This is a genomic window from Shinella sp., from assembly GCF_052438155.1.
Lineage (GTDB): Bacteria > Pseudomonadota > Alphaproteobacteria > Rhizobiales > Rhizobiaceae > Shinella.
Genome location: NZ_JBQVPI010000041.1, coordinates 12,372 through 30,560 on the forward strand (window position 1 = coordinate 12,372; position 18,189 = coordinate 30,560).

The 18,189-nt window shown below is 59.9% G+C and carries 17 protein-coding genes and 1 pseudogene; 16 read left to right on the top strand and 2 right to left on the bottom strand.

Annotation, left to right across the window (positions count from 1 at the left end; genetic code table 11):
* The first annotated feature begins 104 nt into the window (after positions 1–104).
* Entirely contained in the window at positions 105–863 is a 759-nt protein-coding gene (locus tag ACT6VE_RS31805) for an IclR family transcriptional regulator (RefSeq protein WP_444802240.1), read from the top strand.
* A gap of 413 nt (positions 864–1,276) precedes the next feature.
* Here the strand turns inward: ACT6VE_RS31805 and ACT6VE_RS31810 are convergent, their stop codons facing one another.
* Both ACT6VE_RS31810 and ACT6VE_RS31815 read right to left on the bottom strand, forming a co-directional pair.
* Positions 1,277–1,606, bottom strand: a complete 330-nt coding sequence (locus tag ACT6VE_RS31810; protein WP_444802241.1) for an HNH endonuclease — start codon at positions 1,604–1,606, stop codon at positions 1,277–1,279.
* A 287-nt stretch (positions 1,607–1,893) separates the two neighbouring features.
* Positions 1,894–2,895: an IclR family transcriptional regulator gene (locus ACT6VE_RS31815; protein WP_444802242.1), complete on the bottom strand. Its 1,002-nt coding sequence runs from the start codon at positions 2,893–2,895 to the stop codon at positions 1,894–1,896.
* Here ACT6VE_RS31815 and ACT6VE_RS31820 point away from each other — a divergent pair.
* From ACT6VE_RS31820 to ACT6VE_RS31890, 15 genes and pseudogenes are all read left to right on the top strand, one after another.
* The gene (locus ACT6VE_RS31820) at positions 2,894–3,892 is read left to right on the top strand and encodes a Bug family tripartite tricarboxylate transporter substrate binding protein (protein WP_444802243.1); all 999 of its coding nucleotides are present in this window, start codon (positions 2,894–2,896) and stop codon (positions 3,890–3,892) included. The genes ACT6VE_RS31815 and ACT6VE_RS31820 overlap by 2 nt on opposite strands.
* A 46-nt stretch (positions 3,893–3,938) precedes the next feature.
* Positions 3,939–5,357, top strand: coding sequence for an MmgE/PrpD family protein (locus tag ACT6VE_RS31825; RefSeq protein ID WP_444802244.1), 1,419 nt, complete (start codon positions 3,939–3,941; stop codon positions 5,355–5,357).
* A gap of 50 nt (positions 5,358–5,407) precedes the next feature.
* Positions 5,408–5,857, top strand: coding sequence for a tripartite tricarboxylate transporter TctB family protein (locus tag ACT6VE_RS31830; protein WP_444802245.1), 450 nt, complete (start codon positions 5,408–5,410; stop codon positions 5,855–5,857).
* A 4-nt stretch (positions 5,858–5,861) separates the two neighbouring features.
* A complete protein-coding gene (locus ACT6VE_RS31835; protein ID WP_444802246.1) occupies positions 5,862–7,367 on the top strand; it encodes a tripartite tricarboxylate transporter permease in 1,506 nt (501 codons plus the stop codon).
* Between the two features lie 168 nt (positions 7,368–7,535).
* Positions 7,536–8,411, top strand: coding sequence for an SMP-30/gluconolactonase/LRE family protein (locus ACT6VE_RS31840; protein ID WP_444802247.1), 876 nt, complete (start codon positions 7,536–7,538; stop codon positions 8,409–8,411).
* Positions 8,412–8,426: 15 nt separating this feature from the next.
* Positions 8,427–9,044, top strand: coding sequence for a glutathione S-transferase N-terminal domain-containing protein (locus ACT6VE_RS31845; RefSeq protein ID WP_444802248.1), 618 nt, complete (start codon positions 8,427–8,429; stop codon positions 9,042–9,044).
* Positions 9,041–9,664, top strand: a complete 624-nt coding sequence (locus ACT6VE_RS31850; RefSeq protein ID WP_444802249.1) for an RraA family protein — start codon at positions 9,041–9,043, stop codon at positions 9,662–9,664. The genes ACT6VE_RS31845 and ACT6VE_RS31850 overlap by 4 nt, the downstream gene beginning before the upstream one ends.
* Positions 9,665–10,385: 721 nt before the next feature.
* Complete coding sequence (locus tag ACT6VE_RS31855) at positions 10,386–14,036, top strand: FecR domain-containing protein (RefSeq protein WP_444802250.1); 3,651 nt, start codon at positions 10,386–10,388, stop codon at positions 14,034–14,036.
* 619 nt (positions 14,037–14,655) lie between these two features.
* Entirely contained in the window at positions 14,656–14,910 is a 255-nt protein-coding gene (locus tag ACT6VE_RS31860) for a FitA-like ribbon-helix-helix domain-containing protein (RefSeq protein WP_444802251.1), read from the top strand.
* A pseudogene (locus ACT6VE_RS31865) lies at positions 14,907–15,074 on the top strand (VapC toxin family PIN domain ribonuclease); the annotation flags it as partial. The gene ACT6VE_RS31860 and the pseudogene ACT6VE_RS31865, both read left to right, overlap by 4 nt.
* A gap of 66 nt (positions 15,075–15,140) precedes the next feature.
* Entirely contained in the window at positions 15,141–15,509 is a 369-nt protein-coding gene (tnpA, locus tag ACT6VE_RS31870; RefSeq protein ID WP_444802252.1) for an IS66-like element accessory protein TnpA, read from the top strand.
* Positions 15,506–15,856 (top strand): IS66 family insertion sequence element accessory protein TnpB, encoded by a 351-nt coding sequence (gene tnpB / locus ACT6VE_RS31875; protein ID WP_010009780.1) that lies wholly within the window; start codon positions 15,506–15,508, stop codon positions 15,854–15,856. The genes tnpA and tnpB overlap by 4 nt, the downstream gene beginning before the upstream one ends.
* 59 nt (positions 15,857–15,915) lie before the next feature.
* The gene (tnpC, locus tag ACT6VE_RS31880) at positions 15,916–17,553 is read left to right on the top strand and encodes an IS66 family transposase (protein ID WP_444802253.1); all 1,638 of its coding nucleotides are present in this window, start codon (positions 15,916–15,918) and stop codon (positions 17,551–17,553) included.
* Positions 17,553–17,852, top strand: coding sequence for a hypothetical protein (locus ACT6VE_RS31885; RefSeq protein ID WP_241602642.1), 300 nt, complete (start codon positions 17,553–17,555; stop codon positions 17,850–17,852). The genes tnpC and ACT6VE_RS31885 overlap by 1 nt, the downstream gene beginning before the upstream one ends.
* Positions 17,853–17,884: 32 nt before the next feature.
* Entirely contained in the window at positions 17,885–18,136 is a 252-nt protein-coding gene (locus ACT6VE_RS31890; protein ID WP_444802255.1) for a HipA domain-containing protein, read from the top strand.
* The last annotated feature ends 53 nt before the right edge of the window (positions 18,137–18,189 follow it).

Below are 18,189 nucleotides of genomic sequence, written 5' to 3' on the forward strand. Positions count from 1 at the left end.
TCACAGTGTGATATAAATTATCGTACTGCGTAAAGTGACAGTAGGCGTCTTGACGCGCAGCTGTCAAGTGTGTTGCTGACAGATGCTGACCGAGAGGGGGGACCATGACCGAACGAAATCCGATGCGCTCGATGGATCGGGCCTTCGACATCATTGAGGTCCTTGAAGACGCTGACGCCCCCTTACGTCTGAGCGAGGTGGCGCGGCGCGCGGGCCTGCATCCGGCAACGGCACAGCGAATTCTGACGGCACTTAAGGCGCGCGGTCGCGTAGCGTCGGATGGCTTGGGGTATACTGTTGGTCTGGCAGCAGTAATCGGAATCAACTCGTTCATACTGACAAGTCGGCTGGTGAATGAGGCGCGACCTTATATGCAGGTCCTCAACGCGCGGACCCGGCTTCCCGTGTCGCTACACATCCGCCTTGGCTTTTCGCGGGTCATCGTTGAGCGGTGCGGCGGTGATGATACAATGCAATACAACGCCTCTATCGGCCGGAGGTTGCCGTTGCATCTGGGCGCTGCCAAGGTCATCGCCGCCTGGATGCCTGAGCCGCAGTTTTCGGAATTCGTAACCGCCGTCGGAGACCATCAGCGCGCCGACGGCAAGCCAGTTACCACTGATGAACTCGCAGCCGAGCTGCGTCAAATCCGCGAAAGAGGCTTTGCAGTCGCGTCGCAAGAAAGAATTCCAGGAAGGTTCTCTGTCAGCGCTCCGATCCAGACGGATCTAGGTGTTTGGGACGCAGCGCTCGTTATCAGCGGACGCAATCTGACGGACTACGACAGTTCGATCGCGCAGATGGCCGCCGACGTGCGAGAGGCTGCAGCCGAAATCTCGGCGCGGCGGCTACGGCCAGTTTAACCGATCCGAAAGACTACGTGCGGGAGTGCGCGCAATTGGGCAGACGGCAGAACCATTTGACACTTGAACGAGATCATCTGTCAGCGCTGCCATTGTCGCGACGTTAGTGGTGGAACCAGAATGAGATGCGGAAGTTACATTCCGCCGCAAAAACTCAACCTAAGCAGAGCCTTACTTCAACCGAATGATATGCTAGGGGTTCGGTTACTTTCAAGGCGAGCAGGTGAAACCAGAGTTGAATGCCGAAGTAATTTCGGCATCATCTAATGAAGGGTCGCTGGTTCAAGCCCCATTAAGGCGAAGTGTGCCGCATCAATGCTTTACCAGGAGAGAGGGTCAAAGCATTGAATCGGGCGGACAACGTGCTGGCGATCTTAAATCAAGCCTAACGCGCGCAGTATCGTGGCCAATTCTCAGCGGCGTCGGCCACGCTCCTCTGCTTCATCATCGAAGCCAGGTGGTTTTGTTTTTACCCAACTGACGAACTTCTGAATCGCGGGGTCCTCGAGAATAGCTGAGATCGTGGAGAACTTCTTTGCCAACTGGGCGTCCGTGAAGGCTGCATGTATGTGGCTGTGGCATATCCGGTGCAAAGGCACCTTGATCTTGCCACCCTTACTCCTGGGAACAAGATGGTGGTCCTCGATCTGGTCGTCAGGTATCACCCGCTCGCAGAGCGGGCAGATAACGGGCTCCGACTCGACATCTTGCGAAGCGAAGTCGTTTCTGTACTTGCGTGCCATCGATTTGGTGTCTCTCTATCGGCTGTCAGACTGCATCCGCGCCGCTTCGATAAACCATCCCCGGCATGCCGACAACACCAAGCCGGTTTCAACAAGGTACTGGCGTTTGCATCGGAGTAACAGAGGGGAGTAAGGACGATCAGCCCGATTAGGCGATCCTCGTGACAAGCGATAGGGAATTATACAATATTGCCCATGAGTTGCGGTCTCGCTTTGGCATGTCGTCGGTTCACATCTGTTCAAGAGCAGTCGGCTATATTTTTCGGCGTCATATAGACGGTGGAGATTTATACGTGTTCGATGAGGCTGCCGAGAAGTGCGGCGTCGTTCTCCGGTAGCGACGTACCAGCGCCGCTCAGCCCGGGCGCTCCCATGCCTGCCTGCAACTCCTGGGAAAATCGCCGCGCGGCGTCGCGCACGTCGGCTGCAAGTTCATCATCGGATTCAGGGTGTGTCCGTTTCAGGATTCGGGCGAGGCTGCCGATCACGGTGCCTTCGTCGTTGAAGATCGGGGCGGCGATTGCCGCAAGCCCGGATTCGAACGTCCCGACGGTGATGCACGAACCTGTCTTTCGGACGGCATTCATCCGGCGGCGGAATTCCGTCCAGCTGTCGCCAAGCCCCGCCTCCGCGATCTCTGCGCCGCTGCGCAAAAACAGCGATTTCAGGCGCGCCGGCGGTAGATTGGCGAGGATTGCCAGCGATGCCGCACCCTTGAACAGGGAAAAGGGCAGGCCGCGGGCGCGCAAAAGGCGCAGCGGGGCATCGCCGGTCGCGTCGCTGTTTTCCTGACGCAGGCAGAGCACGCGGTCGCCCCACAGGCCGCAGAGGATTAGCACGCTGCCCGGCACCCGCCGCGCCCGCTCGGGCATCAGCCGGTTGCCGACAGAGGTCATAGGATCGCTGATCTGGATTTTTCGTTCCAACTCCACGATACGCGGTCCAAGCGAATAATTGCCGCGGCTGAGTTGAACCAGGAGCCCCGCATTACACAGCACGCGCAGATAGCGATAGGTCGTGGAACGCGACAGGTCGAGGGTCGCGGCGATCTGTTCCGGCGATACCGTCGGGCTGCTTTCGTCCAGGAGATCGAGGATCTCGAACGCGCGATCGATGCTGGTTTTCTCTGCTGTGGGTTTGTCCATCGTTTGCAACGCGACTCCTCTGCTTCCATGCACCATACAGAAATCGACAAATATCGCAACATTCAGAACTTGATGTTTTTCCCAAATAGTGGCACAAACGAAAAATCGGAACTGGGAGCCGATCGCTAAACGGAGGAATATCATGACGACCCGCAGAGCCTTTATCCGCAGTTTTGCCCGCATCAGCCTCGCTGCGCTGACATGCGGTGCCTTTGCCTCCGTTGCGCCCGTCGCCGCGGCCGAGGGCTATCCCGATCGCCCCGTGACGATCGTCGTGCCCTTTCCGCCGGCAGGTCCGCCGGATCTTCTCGCCCGGGCAATCGGCAAGCATCTTTCGAAGGTGTGGGGCCAGCCGGTCCTCGTGGAAAACAAGCCGGGCGCCAATGGGGTCGTCGCGACGCAATTCGTCGCCAATGCGGATGCGGACGGTTACACGATCCTCGTCGGCAGCGTGGCGACGCATGCCATGAACCGGGCGCTTCGCCCCGATCTGCCATTCGATACGCTGACGGCATTCGAGCCCGTCACCCAACTCGGCTTCACGCCGATGCTGATCACCGCGCATCCCGACACCGGCATCAAGACCATCGCGCAGCTCGTCGAAAAGGCGAAAGCCGAGCCGGAATCCATCACCTATGCATCCGTCGGGCAGGGCAGTGCTGCCCATCTTGCGGCAGAACTCTTCCAGAGTGCCGCCGGTATCAAGCTGGTCCATGTGCCTTATGACGGCATCGCGCAGGCAAGCCTCGACCTCATCTCGGGGCAGGTCAATCTCGGTTTCTCCAACGTCGTGAACATGCTGCCCTATGTTAAGGACGGCAAGAGCAACGCGCTTGCCGTGACCGGCACGGAACGGTCTGCGGTTCTGGCCGACCTGCCGACGCTGGCAGAAGCCTATCCGGGCATCAATGTCCGCCTCTGGTGGGGTATCTTCACGCCCGCCGGCACGCCGACCTACGTCATCGACAAGATCTCTGCCGAGATCAACGTTGCGCTGAAAGACAAGGCGCTGATCGACAAATGGGCGGAATCGGCAACGACAATCGTCGGCAGTACGCCCGCCGAGTTCAAGGCGCTGGTCAATGCCGATGCCGACAAGTGGGGCAAGGTCATCAAGGACGCCAACATCGTCGCCGAGTAGGCGACGACAGGCCCGCCCCAAAGCATATGAGCAAGAGGACTACCCCATGACTATCGATCTTTCGCTTGGTCTCGCCGCGTTCGTGAAGAATGCCGATATCGACGATGCAGGCGCAGATGCCGTCGAACTCGCCAAGCGCGTCATCGTCGACACGGTCGCGGTGATCCTCTCCGGTGCCGGCAGCGACGTTGCCGGGCCGATGCTCGACTATGTTTCACGCATGGGGCAGGGCGCGGTGCCGCTGATCGGAACCGATGCCGCTGCCAATGCACCGGCTGCGGCCCTTGTCGGCGGCACCTTCGGAGCGGCGCTGGATTTCGACGATGTCCTATCGATGATGCCAGGCCATCCGGCCGCCGTCATCATGCCGGCCCTGATCGCGCAGTGCTACGACACACCGATCTCGGGCAAGGACTTCATCGATGCCTATATCGTCGGGCTGGAAGTGGGCTCGAAGCTCTCGCAAGGCGTTGGCATCCGGCATTACCAGCGAGGCTATCATACGACCGGCACGATCGCGCTCTTCTGTGCGGTCGCGGCCCTTGCCCGTCGGTTCGACCTCGACGTCAATGAAACGCGCATGGCGCTGAGCCTTGCCGCCTCCACGGCCTCTGGCATCCAGGCGAATTTCGGCACGATGACCAAGCCGCTGCATTCCGGCTGGGCCGCGCAGTCTGCAGTTATTGCCGTCGATCTCGTGCGCTCGGGCTTCACGGCCTCGCTTTCGGCCCTTGAGGACAAGGGTGGCTACCTTTCAGCCTATGGCACGGAAGAGAGCGATGCCGGCAAGGTCCTGCCGTTGCTCAGCAGTCCCTGGACGATCGTGTCGCCGGGTATCGCGCTGAAGAAATTTCCGACCTGCTATGCCACGCACCGCGCCATAGATGGCGTGGCCGAGATCGAGCGGGTGGTAGGGCCCCTGCTTGGTCAGCTGGAAAAGCTCACGTGCCGTGTCGCGCCCGGCGCGCTGCTTCCGCTGCGTTTCAACCGCCCGAAGACCGGGCTGGAGGGCAAGTTCAGCATGCCTTACGGGCTCGCCGTCGCCATGCTCGACCGTCATCTGACGATCGCCTCCTTCGAAGATGCGGCCGTGATGCGGCCGGAAATCTTGTCGCTGTACGAGAAGATCGAGGTCATCGAAGACGAGGTCTGTGGAGCCGAAGACCCGGACTACAACAAGAAGAGCGCCGGCACGCGCGGCTTCGTCATCGTCGAAGCGCTGCTCACGGACGGCCGCACCATTCGCCAGCGTGTCGACACGGCGCCCGGTCATCCGAAGCGTCCCCTGAGCTGGGCGGACCTCAACGTCAAATTCCTGGATTGTGCAAGGAGCTGCGGCGTCGATGAAAGCGTTGCGCAAAGCGCGTTTGATGCCCTGAAGAACCTTGAAAAGGCGACCGATGTAGCGGCGCTTTTGCGCCCGCTGACCCCGTTTGCCAAACGCCGCACGGAGGCGGCGCAATAGAACTGCCAAAAGCGCCGACCGGTTGGCCGGCACTCGGGAGGAAGGACCCCATGAGAAACAGATTTTACGCGACGCCCGATGGCCAGGCAGGCCTGTTCTTCGCCCTGTTTGGCGCATTCGTCGCCTGGCAGTCCCTGCAATATTCGCTCGGACGCGCCTCGCAGATGGGGCCGGGCATGTTTCCGCTGGCGCTGGGCGTAGTTCTCGTCGTGATCGGCCTGCTGGTGACGACAAAGGCGGTTCGTGCCGAGCAGCCGGTAGCACCATCCTTCGAGTGGCGATCGGCCGTCGTCATTACCGGTGCGATCCTCCTTTCGGGCGCTTTGCTGCTAACAGCGGGCCTGTTCGTCGCCATTCCGGTGCTGGTGCTTGTCTCGTCGCTGGCCGCACGCAACAGCCGCATTGCGTCTGTGCTCGTCTCGGCCGCCGGCCTCACCATCATGGCCTGGCTCCTCTTCATCGTCGGGCTGGACCTGCGCATCCCCCTGTTCTGGAAGTGAGACGATGGACCTGTTCTCCAATCTCCTGACGGGTTTTGCCACGTCACTGCAGCCGGCAAACCTGCTCTACTGTTTCGTCGGCGTCGTAGTCGGAACCGCAATCGGCGTCTTGCCGGGCCTTGGCCCGCTGGCAACCATCTCGATGCTGCTGCCGCTGACCTATGCGCTTGATCCGGTGTCGGCCCTGATCATGCTTTCGGGCATTTATTATGGTGCGCAGTACGGTGGCTCCACCACGGCCATCCTCGTCAACCTGCCGGGCGAGGCCTCCTCGGTCGTCACCGCGATCGAGGGACACAAGATGGCGCAGGCCGGCCGTGCCGGTGCTGCGCTGGCGATCGCCGCGCTCGCCTCGGTCTTTGCCGGCACGGTCTCCACCTTCTTCGTCGCCGGCTTCTCGCCGGTCCTCGCCACCGTCGCGCTGTCCTTCGGGCCTGCAGAATATTTCTCGCTGATGATTGTCGGGCTCGTCGCAGCCGTCATCCTGGCGCATGGCTCGCTCTTGAAAGCGATCGGCATGGTGCTGGTCGGCCTCGTGCTCGGTAGCGTTGGCATCGATAACAACAGCGGCGCCTACCGTTTCACGTTCGGCTCGCTGGAGCTTTCGACCGGCATCGAGTTCGTCTCGGTGGCGATGGGACTGTTCGCCTTCGCAGATATCATCGCCCATGTCGGCGAGAAGACAAGCAATACGCCGATCCTGCACCGTATCACTCGGCTGTGGCCGTCGCGGCAGGATTTTCGCGAGGCGACACCAGCGGCTGCCCGCGGCACGGTTCTCGGTTCTATCCTCGGCATCCTGCCGGGCGGAGGTGCGGCACTCGCCTCATTCTCTGCCTACACACTGGAAAAGAAGGTGTCGCGCCATCCCGAACGTTTTGGCGAAGGCGCGGTCGAAGGCGTCGCCGGTCCGGAGGCCGCCAACAACGCAGCCGCCCAGACCTCCTTCATCCCCATGCTGACGCTCGGCATCCCTTCCAACGGCACGATGGCGCTGATGATGGGCGCGATGATGATCCACAATATCGCGCCCGGCCCGCAGGTCATCACGCAGCAGCCGGTCCTATTCTGGGGCCTGATCACCTCGATGTTCGTCGGGAACGTCATGCTGGTGCTGCTCAACCTGCCGCTCGTCGGCATCTGGGTGAAGCTGATCTCCGTGCCCTATCGCTACCTCTACCCGGCAATTCTCGTCTTTTGCGTCATCGGTCTCTACAGCATCCAGAACCAGACGTTCGAGATCATGACTGCGGCGATCTTCGGCTTCGTCGGCTATCTGTTCATGCGCATGAAATGCGAGCCGGCGCCGCTTCTGCTCGGCTTCATTCTCGGGCCAATGCTCGAATCCAATCTGAAGCGCGCCATGCTGCTGGCAAAGGGTGATGCCACGACCTTCATCACGCGACCGGTCTCGGCAGCGTTGCTTATGATCGCTGCCCTGCTGCTCGTCACCGTCATTCTTCCGCAATTCCGCAAGAAGCGCGAGGAGGTCTTCACCGAAGAAGCCTGAGCCTCGAAGACCGACCGCGACGCGTCCGGTGACGCGCCGCACCTGAACCTAAATTTCCTTCGTCCGCCTGCATGGCGGATCGCGACCGGAGAGTGCTCCCCGGCGCACAGGAACCTGCGTCCCTTGGGATGCGACTTGAACCGAAACTCAAAGGAGTAGCAAAAAGCGATGACCGAAATCGAATGTGTTGTGAAATCGGGCGACCAGGTGGGCGAAGTGCCGGTCTGGTGCGACCGCAGCAATCTTCTCTGGTGGATGGACGTCCGTCGTCCACGCGTCCAGTCGTTCGATCCGGCAACGGGCGAACACAAGGTCTACCTGACGGGTGGCCGTGCGCTCGGCAGTTATGCGCTGCGCGAAAGCGGCGGCATGATCCTCGCCCAGGACGACGGCATCTATGCCTTCACGCCCGGCGTCAGCGACCGGGAGAAGATTTTTCATCCGGAAGAAGACCTGCCGGATAACCGCCTGAACGACGGACGCTGCGATCGCCGTGGCCGTTTCTGGCTCGGCAGCATGAACGACAACGTTCGGCAGGACGACGGCAATTTTTGGCGCATCGGCACGGATTTCTCCGCGCAGAAGTTCTTCGACGGCATCAATATCCCGAACGGTGTCTGCTTCAGCCCTGACGACAAGACCATGTATTTTGCCGATACGCCGAAGCGCATGATGTGGGCCTTCGATTTCGACATCGACGACGGCGCCATTTCGAACCGCCGCGTCTTTGCCGACCTCACGGCCAATCCTGGCCGCCCGGATGGCTCGACGGTGGATGCCGAAGGTTTCATCTGGAACTGCGAGTTCGCCGGCAAGCGCGTCGTCCGTTACGCGCCGAATGGTACAGTTGACCGGATCATCGTGATGCCCGTAACGAACGTCACCTGCGCCGGTTTCGCAGGCCCGAACCGCGACATTCTCTATGTCACAACGGCCTGGCAGGGCCTCAGCGACGAGCAGCGCGCCGCCGAGCCGAATGCCGGCGGCCTCTTCCGCATCGATATCGGCGTCAGGGGCCTGCCCGAGTCGCGCTTCCAAGGTTGATAGGAGACCAGGACCATGAAACTTCTCCATGGCGGGCTTTCGCCCTTCGTCCGCAAAGTCATGATCGTCGTCCACGAAAAAGGCCTAGTCGACAGGCTGGAACTCGTGCCCGCACCAGTCAATCCGCTCCAGCCGCTCGAGCTGGCCATCGCGGTCAATCCGCTCGGCAAGATACCCGCGCTGACGCTCGATGACGGCACGGTGCTCTATGGCTCGACGGTGGTCGCCGAATATCTTGATCAACTCGATGGCGCACCGCGCTTCTTCCCGTCCGGAGCAGCCCGCTGGGCGGCGTTGCGCCGTAACGCTCTCGGCGATGGAATGCTTGAGGCTGGCCAGCTTGCCCGCATCGAAGGCCTGCGGCCAGAAGACAAGCAATGGGCAGACTGGAAGGGCGTGCAACACCTGAAGGTTACCAATGGGCTCGATGCAGCCGAGAAGGAGGCAAAGGACCTGGCAACCGAGGCCTTGACGATCGGTGAGGTTGCCCTCGTCTGTGCGCTTGGCTGGTTCGATGTCCGGCTTCCCGACGCGGCTGGCTGGCGTGCTGGCCGTCCGGGCCTTTCCGCTTGGTTCGAGGCTATCTCCGAAAAGGCTTCGATTGCCTCGACCGCGCCGAAGGTTCCCAAATGAAGGATGCCATCGCGCAGGCGATCGGGGTGGGCGTCGGCGTCGGGCAGATCAGCGACGCCATGGACGAGCTCGGCCTGGCGCAGAATGCCGGCGGCGGCTATCGCCTGCTCGGTGGCAAGGGTGGCACGGTTTTCGGCCGAGCCTTCACTCTGAGGCAGGAATTGGCGAAGCCCGGCATGCCGGGTCTCGTCCGCCAGGGAGACGCCGCCCTCTCCCTGGCCAGCCCCGGCGATATCCTGGTCATCGACGCTGGCGGCAATGCCGATATCGTCACGTGGGGCGAGGGACATTCGCTGCGGGCACAGATTAACGGCCTGGGCGGCGTCGTTCTTCATGGCGCGACACGCGACGCGGAGGCGCTGGCAGCAGGCCCGCTTCCGGTGCTCTGCCGGGGAACCGCTCCGCTGCGCAGCAAGGGTCGGTTGAACACGGTATCGGTCGGAGAGCGTGTGACATTGGCCGGAGTACACATCCATCCTGGCGACCTCGTGGCGATCAGCGTCGATGGCCTGGTTTGTGTTCCGGCCAACACTGTCGCTGGGGTTCTGGCCAAGGCCTGCGAAATCCAAGCCTCGGAGCAAGCACGCGATGCTTTGCTCCGGCAGCAGGTCGCCGGCTAGGCAGCGCTGTACCGAAAACACCGTCTGCATCAGGCGTGGGTGCCAAATGGTTCGCATGCGGCAAGTGAATGACTTGCGCCTGCCTTGCAGCCTTGCTTCGTCGTGCGTGAGGGAAGATGAAAGTCTATGGCGTAGTGCCGACGTGCCGTTGGCGCTGAGCGCTTTAGCGACACCGGACGATGCTCGAAAATTTGAACTGAGGCGCTTTTGCTGAAGTAGGGGCAACCGATGGTGCCGCGTTGGCAACACCATTCGAAATGCAAGTACTCAGCCTGATTTCGGTCACGATTTTTTGATTGTCGGTCGCAGGTAAGACCTTGCGCGGCAGAGTAGAAAATTAGCATCGGGTCGATGGTTCGACTCCGCTCAAGAGCATGGCCCTGCAAGATCCGCTATCTGGGCCTGCAGTACAAAATCTGCGTTTCTCACCAACGAGGGTATTTTTCGTCACCGGCATTCTCCATGCCAAGCCTAGCGTAACTCCGAACAAACATATTCTACCCGCTCTGCGACAGGCTGCCGGCAGTGAGAGCAAACCATGGCAGATGCGTCCGTGCGTGGACATCCGGCAGAAAACCGTTGATGCGACGCAACACCAGCGAGCAAATTGGCATATTGCACGTCCCTCTTTTGCTCGGGCATCAACCGCTCGTTGACAAGGATGAATGACCGCGCCTAGCTCGCGCCTTATCATCATGAATTCGGTTGGTGGCGCGGCGATATGAAACTCCTTTCAAGAAAATTGGTGCTTCTCTTCACAAGCGTCGCAATCCCAGTCATGGCGTTTGCCGAACCGCAGCCGCGCACGCCGCTGATCACGGGGCAGATCATTCAAACCCGGATCGGCGAGGACATTACATTCATCGAGGCATCCGCCCTTCGGCCGCTTGAAGTCGGCCAGGATGTCAAGGCGGGCGACGTCGTGCGCACGAACGAGATCGGTCAAATCGCTCTCTTGTTTGCCGATCGAACCCAGATCCGGGTGGGCCGAAATTCAGTTCTTGTCGTGAAGGATGTGCGCGCGGACGGTGGTGTCTCGCTGGAACTGCAAAACGGTCAGCTCTATGGCCGCGCAGCCCGTGGTGGTTCTGGTATCACCGTCGACACTCCCGCTGCTACCGCCGCGATACGCGGGACAGACTGGGCGATGACGGTTTCCTCGGAGCGTACCACGCTCAACGTTATCGAAGGCCTGGTCGACCTGTCCAATGGAAGCGGTCTGGTGAGCGTCGGCACGGGTGAGGCGGCGGTTGCGACCCTCGGCGGTACGCCATCGAAGATCGTGATATCGGGTGGCGATATCAGACAGCAGATGCTCTACAACCTTGCCCTTCGCGATGCCTTTGGCGGCAGCGGTATCGTCAAGTCTCGTGGCGGGACCATTGAGAGGGGTGACGATGCGCTTGGGCAGGAGCCGGAGACGCCGTTGCTCGCCAAAGACAAGATTGCAGCGGTGGAGGTCAGTTTCGAGCGTTATGGCAAAGCGGCTACAATTGAGGCGATCGCCGCTGCCCGCTCAGGCTCGCTCAATTCTGCTGACGAAGCGCGACTGGACTATATCGAAGGCCGAGTGCTCGCGAGTGCGCGACGTTATGCCGAGGCGGCAGCGCTCTTAGACAGGGCGAGGAGAGGCCTTTCCGGCGAAGACGGCATCAGTGCCGAATACCTCGCCTATTTCGCCCACTCCCTCGCCGAGCCGACCATCATTTATCCAAAGCCGAGGCCCGTTAAGTCCTCTTTCGCTTCCTTGATGGGGGAGGAGATGATTGTAGCCATGTTGCAGTCTCCACGTGACGCGATGCAATTGCTTCAATCCGCAGAGCCACGTTTTGGCACTGATCTCCGCCTGCAGATCGCAATCGCGGAAAGAGCCATGCAGACGGCTGATTTCGATTCGGCTCTACGCGCCATTCGCAAGGCCGAGCAGATTAATCAGAACGATCCGGCGCTTTTGCATGTCCGAGCGCAATACCGATCCCATGTAGAAGGCGATGTGCGTGGCGCCGTGCGCGATTTAGAAGCGGCGACCGATCTGGCTCCCGGCAGATGGGAGTACTGGCTGAGCCTCGGTCAGGAGCAGGTTGGACGGCTAGCGACCAAGGAGGCGGAGGCCGCTTATCGCAGAGCCATGGAACTTGACCCCGACGCTCCGGAGACCTTGGCGAGTTATGCCGGCCTCCTGCTCTACGCGGGCCGCAATGAGGAGGCGCGTCGCCTGGTAGACCAGGCGCTGGCCGGCGATTCTTCTTTCGAAGTCGCTCTCTATCAGCGCGGCCGCGCAAAACTACAGTCGGGGGACCCCGATGGCGGTCTCGACGATATGCTTCGGGCTACGGCGGCAAATCCCACCTATGGGCGCGGTCTGATCGCTCTCGGCGCGACCTATGCCGCGCGGGGAGAAATGGGTCCGGCCGCGCAATCCTTTGAACTGGCCGATAGGCTTGATCCGACATCCCCCATCATGGCGCAGTACCGGGCGCTCTTGGCTCTCTATGATTACGATCTAGACCTAGCCATCGAACTGGGTCAGGAATCGGTTGTCAGGGCGCGTGCGCGCGGTGGTGACTACGGTTCGGTTGAGGCCAGTGATGATTTCGGATCGACGCTTGGTGGCATCTATCGGACGGCTTCCCTCAATGCTTGGGCGCGATATTGGGGCGACCGTGCTTTCGATCCGTTCCAGGGCGCGAGTTACTTCGACCAAAATCTGTCCGGTAGCGTGTCAGCCTTTGCCACCGCCCCCGGGCTTGTCGCCATCACCGAGCCTAATACCGGCGACGACGCCGCCTTTTCCGGATACATTCAGGGCGCCTTGCTGGATCCGCTCGCAATCGCCAGTCCACGACGGCGGCCGGCTTTCTACCGGTTTCCCTTCCAGGAAGCGGAGATCGGTATCGGCGTGACGACGATGGGTGATGATGTCCAGATGAGTGGGACGACAAGCTATCAGAACCTCGGCTATGATCCGCTGCCTTATGCACTGACGACGGATATTACCTATTCCCACATGAACCCGTCCTTCGCCGATCAGACTGCGCAGAACCTGAACTCGCTCACCGTCTTTGGTGCCCAGCTTACGCCCGACGACCGCATTGTCGGGTATCTGAATGGCGTGCATGTCGAGGGCGGCGTTTCCATCGATGGCGCCATCAGTGACGGCCTGGACGTGACGCGTGGCGATACGCTAAATGCCGACGGCCTCGATATGTTTCTCGGCTGGAGCCACACGTTCGAGCATCACAATGTTCTGAACGTAGGTCTGTTTAGCTCCATCATAGATCGATCCGGGAGAAATTCCCTGCAGGACTACTATTTCGATCGTGATCCGGCGGAAGGCTATGACCTGGATGTGGAAGAAGATGAGTTCTCATTGAAGCTCGGCATTTCTCATCTCATTGAAGTCGCTGATGACATAACGTTGCGTTGGGGTGTTGAAGGTGGGCGATCGGAGTTCGAGACGTCGACATCTTATCTGGGATATTATCTCGATAGTCCTGCCTTCAAAGTTCGCTTTCCAACCACCACCACTCATGTCCAAGGCGAGAACGTGCGTGCCTGGATAGGCGGGATGGCTGAACTGACGCCGGAGATCAAGGCAGAAGCTAACCTGTTCCTAGATTGGTACGATCAGAACGATACGGAAGATATGAGCGTCAACCCGCATATCGGTGTTGCATGGGAATTGGCTGAGGGACAGTATCTGCGAGCGGCCTATGTAGAGCGCACCCCGCTCAGCGAGCGAAGCACTCTCTCACCGCTCACCGTCGTGGGTCTCAGAGCCGACAACCCGCCAGCCTTCGGGGAAACGAAGACCGCCATTCTGCGCTGGGATGCAGAATGGTCTGATCAATTTTTCACGGCGATCGAGTACCAGCACCAGGATATTGAGAACCTTTCAGTCGGCGTGCCCGTCTATTCCTATTCCTTGCAGCTTCCCCAAGCCACGATCGATCGTCTGACACTGAATGCAAACGTCTGGATCGGCAGTGGCGTTACTTTCTTTGCAAATTATTCGCGCATTTGGGGCGGAAATCCAATTTCCGGATGGGACGATTGGCTACCGACAGTGCCCGAGCACACTGGCCGTGTCGGCTTCAGCTACATGAGCCCGGAGCGGTTCACCTTTTTTCTCGCAGAAAGCTATATCGGCAAACGGGTGTCGTTTACTCGAGATGTTCACGGTGCCTCCGAAGACACCGTATGGATGGATGATGCCTTCGTGACGGACATAGGCGCAGGCTGGGAATCCGAAGATCGTCACCTTTCTGTGTCTCTCAGCGTATCAAATGTCTTCGATGAGGAGGTTGATGTCGCACCGCTTGTTCCTGGACCCGGACGCATGTTCAGTGCCTCTGTGACGGGGCGTTTTTAATGGCCATATGACGAGATCGGATATGAAGGTTTGATTAAGTGTTGAAGTTGACCTCTTTCGGCGCGGAAGACTGACCCGGTTTGGGTAGAATAACACGCTGATCAATTTGCGGCTTCTTCAGTGTGGTGAGGTCAACCGTCGGCGCCGATGGTGGGTCAAAAGCTACGCGGAACCACATGCGCGCCTTGCATAGCTGCACTGCAACATATCGGCTGTTCAACGCCCGTTCTGGGCTTATAATCAACGTCATCCAAGCAATGCATCTCCTCCCGCGGAGCTTCGGGTTTCAGACGGTCCCATCCTCCTCCCAGGGAACGTTTGTAAGAACAGCGGCGCTCCTCCTCCCAGTCGTTGTTCAGTTCTTTTCGAAAAGCCTGCCGCACCTCCTCCCGCGGCGGGCTTTTTCGTTTTGGGCGCATCTAGGATCCGCGCGATGTATGCAGGAAGGTTAATTTTTCATCGCGTCAGTTAATGAGATGCGCTGCCGATCGTTCGATTCCGTTCAAGGCGTGATATCTAAACAGACTGGATGCCCTCCCTAGTTCATGAGCCTCTTGAAGTTTTTCGGCACTTTGCATATTTTGATATCAAAGACTTCATTTATATAGAGGTGATATCAATGCCGGCAGTCACCATTCGAAACCTCTCTGACGAAACACATCGTGCTCTGCGGGTGCGAGCGGCTCATCATGGCCGGAGCACCGAGGCCGAAATCCGTGACATTATTGAAGCCGCTGTTCGTCCTCATGAACGGGTTAAGCTCGGTTCGTTGCTGACGGCTATTGGTCGGGACGCTGAGCTTTCCGATAGCGACATTGAAGCCCTGCAGAAAAGCCGCGACAAGACACCTGCTGAACCGATGACATTCGAATGATCTTGCTGGACACCAATCTTATATCCGAGCCTTGGAAGCCAGTTCCTGATCAGGCAGTAATCGCCTGGTTGGACGATCAAGCTATCGAAACGCTGTTCCTCTCCGCAATAACGATCGCCGAACTTCGCTTCGGGGTATGCCTGCGGCGAAGGCCGTCTGTCTTGACTTGGTGATTAGCTCTAAGTCCATGGCTTATGTCATGCACTACAGTGATTTCCCCCATTGAGCTTATGTCTGTCGACGATGTTGGTCGCCGGCGGGATTGGTCGGACGAAGAGAAGGTTCGGATCGTCGAGGAGAGCCTGCAAGGCTTTCGGCAGGGCTCGGTAACGGCGCGGCGTTATGGATTGTCGCGGTCACTGTTGACCCGTTGGCGTCGGGAATACCGAAGCGGGCTTCTGCATGTTTCCGCGTCAACGGGCTTCGTGCCGCTTTCGATTTCGCCACCGCCGGCGGCATCTTTCGAGATGGACCGGCGGCGGCTTGAAGACGACAGGATGATCGAGATCGGCCTGCCGAACGGCCGTCGCCTGACGATCCCGGCTTCGCTTGATCCAACTATCCTTGCTCGGCTGTTGCCGGTTCTGGACGCGTCATGATCGCCTTTCCGCCCGGGGTGAAGGTGTGGATTGCGGGCGGTGTGACGGACATGCGTTGTGGCATGAACAGCTTGGCGCTGAAGGTGCAACAGGGGCTTGGCCGCGATCCCCACGGCGGCGAGGTCTTCTGCTTTCGAGGTCGCAAAGGTGACCTGATCAAGGTCCTGTGGCATGACGGCGTCGGCATGTCGCTCTACCTGAAGCGCCTGGAGGCAGGCAAGTTCATCTGGCCGGTTAGCCAGAATGGCTCCGCCGTGCCGGTGTCGGCGGCTCAACTCGGCTATCTTCTGGAAGGGATCGACTGGCGTAATCCACGCTGGACGCAGCGACCTGCAACGGCAGGCTGATCGCGAACATTCCCCTGTTTTTGTTGGGCTTTTGACAAGCGGCATGGTAGCTTTCGGCCATGGACGACGCTGCTTCGGAGATAGCCAGGTTACGCGCCGCGCTTGCGGCATCGGAGGCGCGTGCCGCCTCCGCCGAGGCTGATCTCGCTCAGGTGCGAGCCGTCGTGACGACGTCCGAGGCAATGATCCGGCACCTCAAGCTCGAGATCGCCAAGTTACGTCGCGAGCAATATGGTCAGAGTTCGGAACGACGCGCCCGGCTGATCGACCAGATGGAATTGCAGCTCGAAGAACTTGAGGCCGACGCCACCGAGGACGAGATCGCCGCGGAACGCGTGGCGGCTGAGGTTGTGCAGGTTCCAGCCTTTGAACGCCGCCGCCCGGTCCGCAAGCCGTTTCCCGAGCACCTGCCGCGCGAACGGCTGATCATTGAAGCGCCTTCGACCTGCACCTGCTGCGGCTCTGCCCGGATCGTTAAGATGGGCGAGGATATCACCGAGACGCTGGAGGTGATCCCGCGCCAGTGGAAGGTGATCCAGACGGTGCGCGAGAAGTTCACCTGCCGGGACTGCGAGAAGATCAGCCAGCCACCGGCACCTTTCCATGCGACACCACGCGGATGGGCGGGACCGAACTTGCTCGCGACTATCCTGTTCGAGAAGTTCGGCCAGCATCAACCATTGAACCGCCAAGCTGAGCGCTACGCCAGGGAGGGCGTCGATCTCAGCCTCTCTACGCTGGCCGACCAGGTTGGAGCCTGCGCAACGGCGCTGCAGCCCATTCATGATCTGATCCGCGCCCATGTGCTGGCCGCCGGGCGGCTTCATGGCGACGACACTACCGTGCCGCTGCTGGCCAGGGGCGCAACGAAGCAGGCAAGGTTATGGACCTACGTTCGCGATGATCGTCCCTTCGCGGGTGGTGCGCCTCCTGCGGCACTCTTCTACTTCTCGCCGGATCGGGAGAAGACCCATCCCAACACGCATCTTGCCGGATGGCACGGCATCCTGCAGGCGGATGCCTATGGCGGCTACAACGATCTTTATCGCGCCGACCGCCGCCCCGCGGCGGTGATCAGCGCCCTCTGCTGGAGCCACGCGCGACGGAAGTTCTTCGAGCTGGCTGACATCGCCGGCAACGTGCGCAAAGGCAAACCTGCCCATGAGATATCGCCTGTCGCGCTTGAAGCAGTGGCCCGCATCGACGCGTTCTTCGAGATCGAGCGTGGCATAAACGGTAAATCCGCAGAGGAACGATTAGCTGCCCGACAACAGCACACTCGTCCGCTTGTCGAGGACCTGCACGACTGGCTCATGGCCCAGCGTTCCCAGATGTCGAAGCACAATCCCGTCGCCAAGGCGATCAACTACATGTTCGAGAAGGACGGGCGCTGGGAAGCCTTCACCCGGTTCCTCAACGATGGCAGGCTCTGCATGTCGAACAATGCGGCAGAGCGAGCCCTGCGCGGGATCGCTCTGGGAAGAAAGGCATGGCTATTCGCTGGCTCCCAGCGCGGCGGCGAGCGTGCTGCCTTCATGTATTCCCTGATCGTCACGGCTAAGATGAACGATATCGATCCGCAGGCCTGGTTGGCGGATATCCTCGCCCGCATGCCCAACATTCCCGTATCACGACTGCCGGAACTGCTGCCTTGGAACTGGTCCGCCGCTGGCAGCGGCCGACAGATGGCCGCCTGATGAGCCGCCCGACGCATGTCTACACGATCGGCTACGTCGCTGTGCTGATCGGCGAAAACCTCGAACTCATCCAGGAAATCGCCAGCAACTCCGACAATATCGACTATGGCGAGATGATCCATGCCCATGACGGCAGCAAAGAGGGCATCACGACATTCACCGACCGGGGCGTCGAGAGCCTGAAAGAGTTCCTCGCCGACATCCGCACCTGGGAGGGAGGCGTTCGCCAGTTCCTTGCCGACGAGCAATGCGACCAGGAAAAGATCGAGCGCATCATGGCAGACCAGCCAAAATCATAAGCGGTGCGGTCTAAGCCGGATGGATACAGCTGATCGATCAGGCCTGCGCGAAACCCGTCACGGATCGGCTACAATTCATCCGAATGCTGATCTTCCATTATCTCGTGGGCAACGCCGATGCCCACGGCAAGAACTACGCCCTGCTTTACGGTTCCGATACACCGGATCTGGCGCCGATCTACGATGTCCTTTGCACGGCCGTTTATCCCCGTTTGTCAAAGAGGCTCGCCATGATGATTGGCGGCCGCGATGTGCTCGACACTGTCCGACATCAGCGCCCATGAGACAGAATTGGGTTAATTGAGAAGAGAGGATTTTCGGCTCATCGTAGCTCACC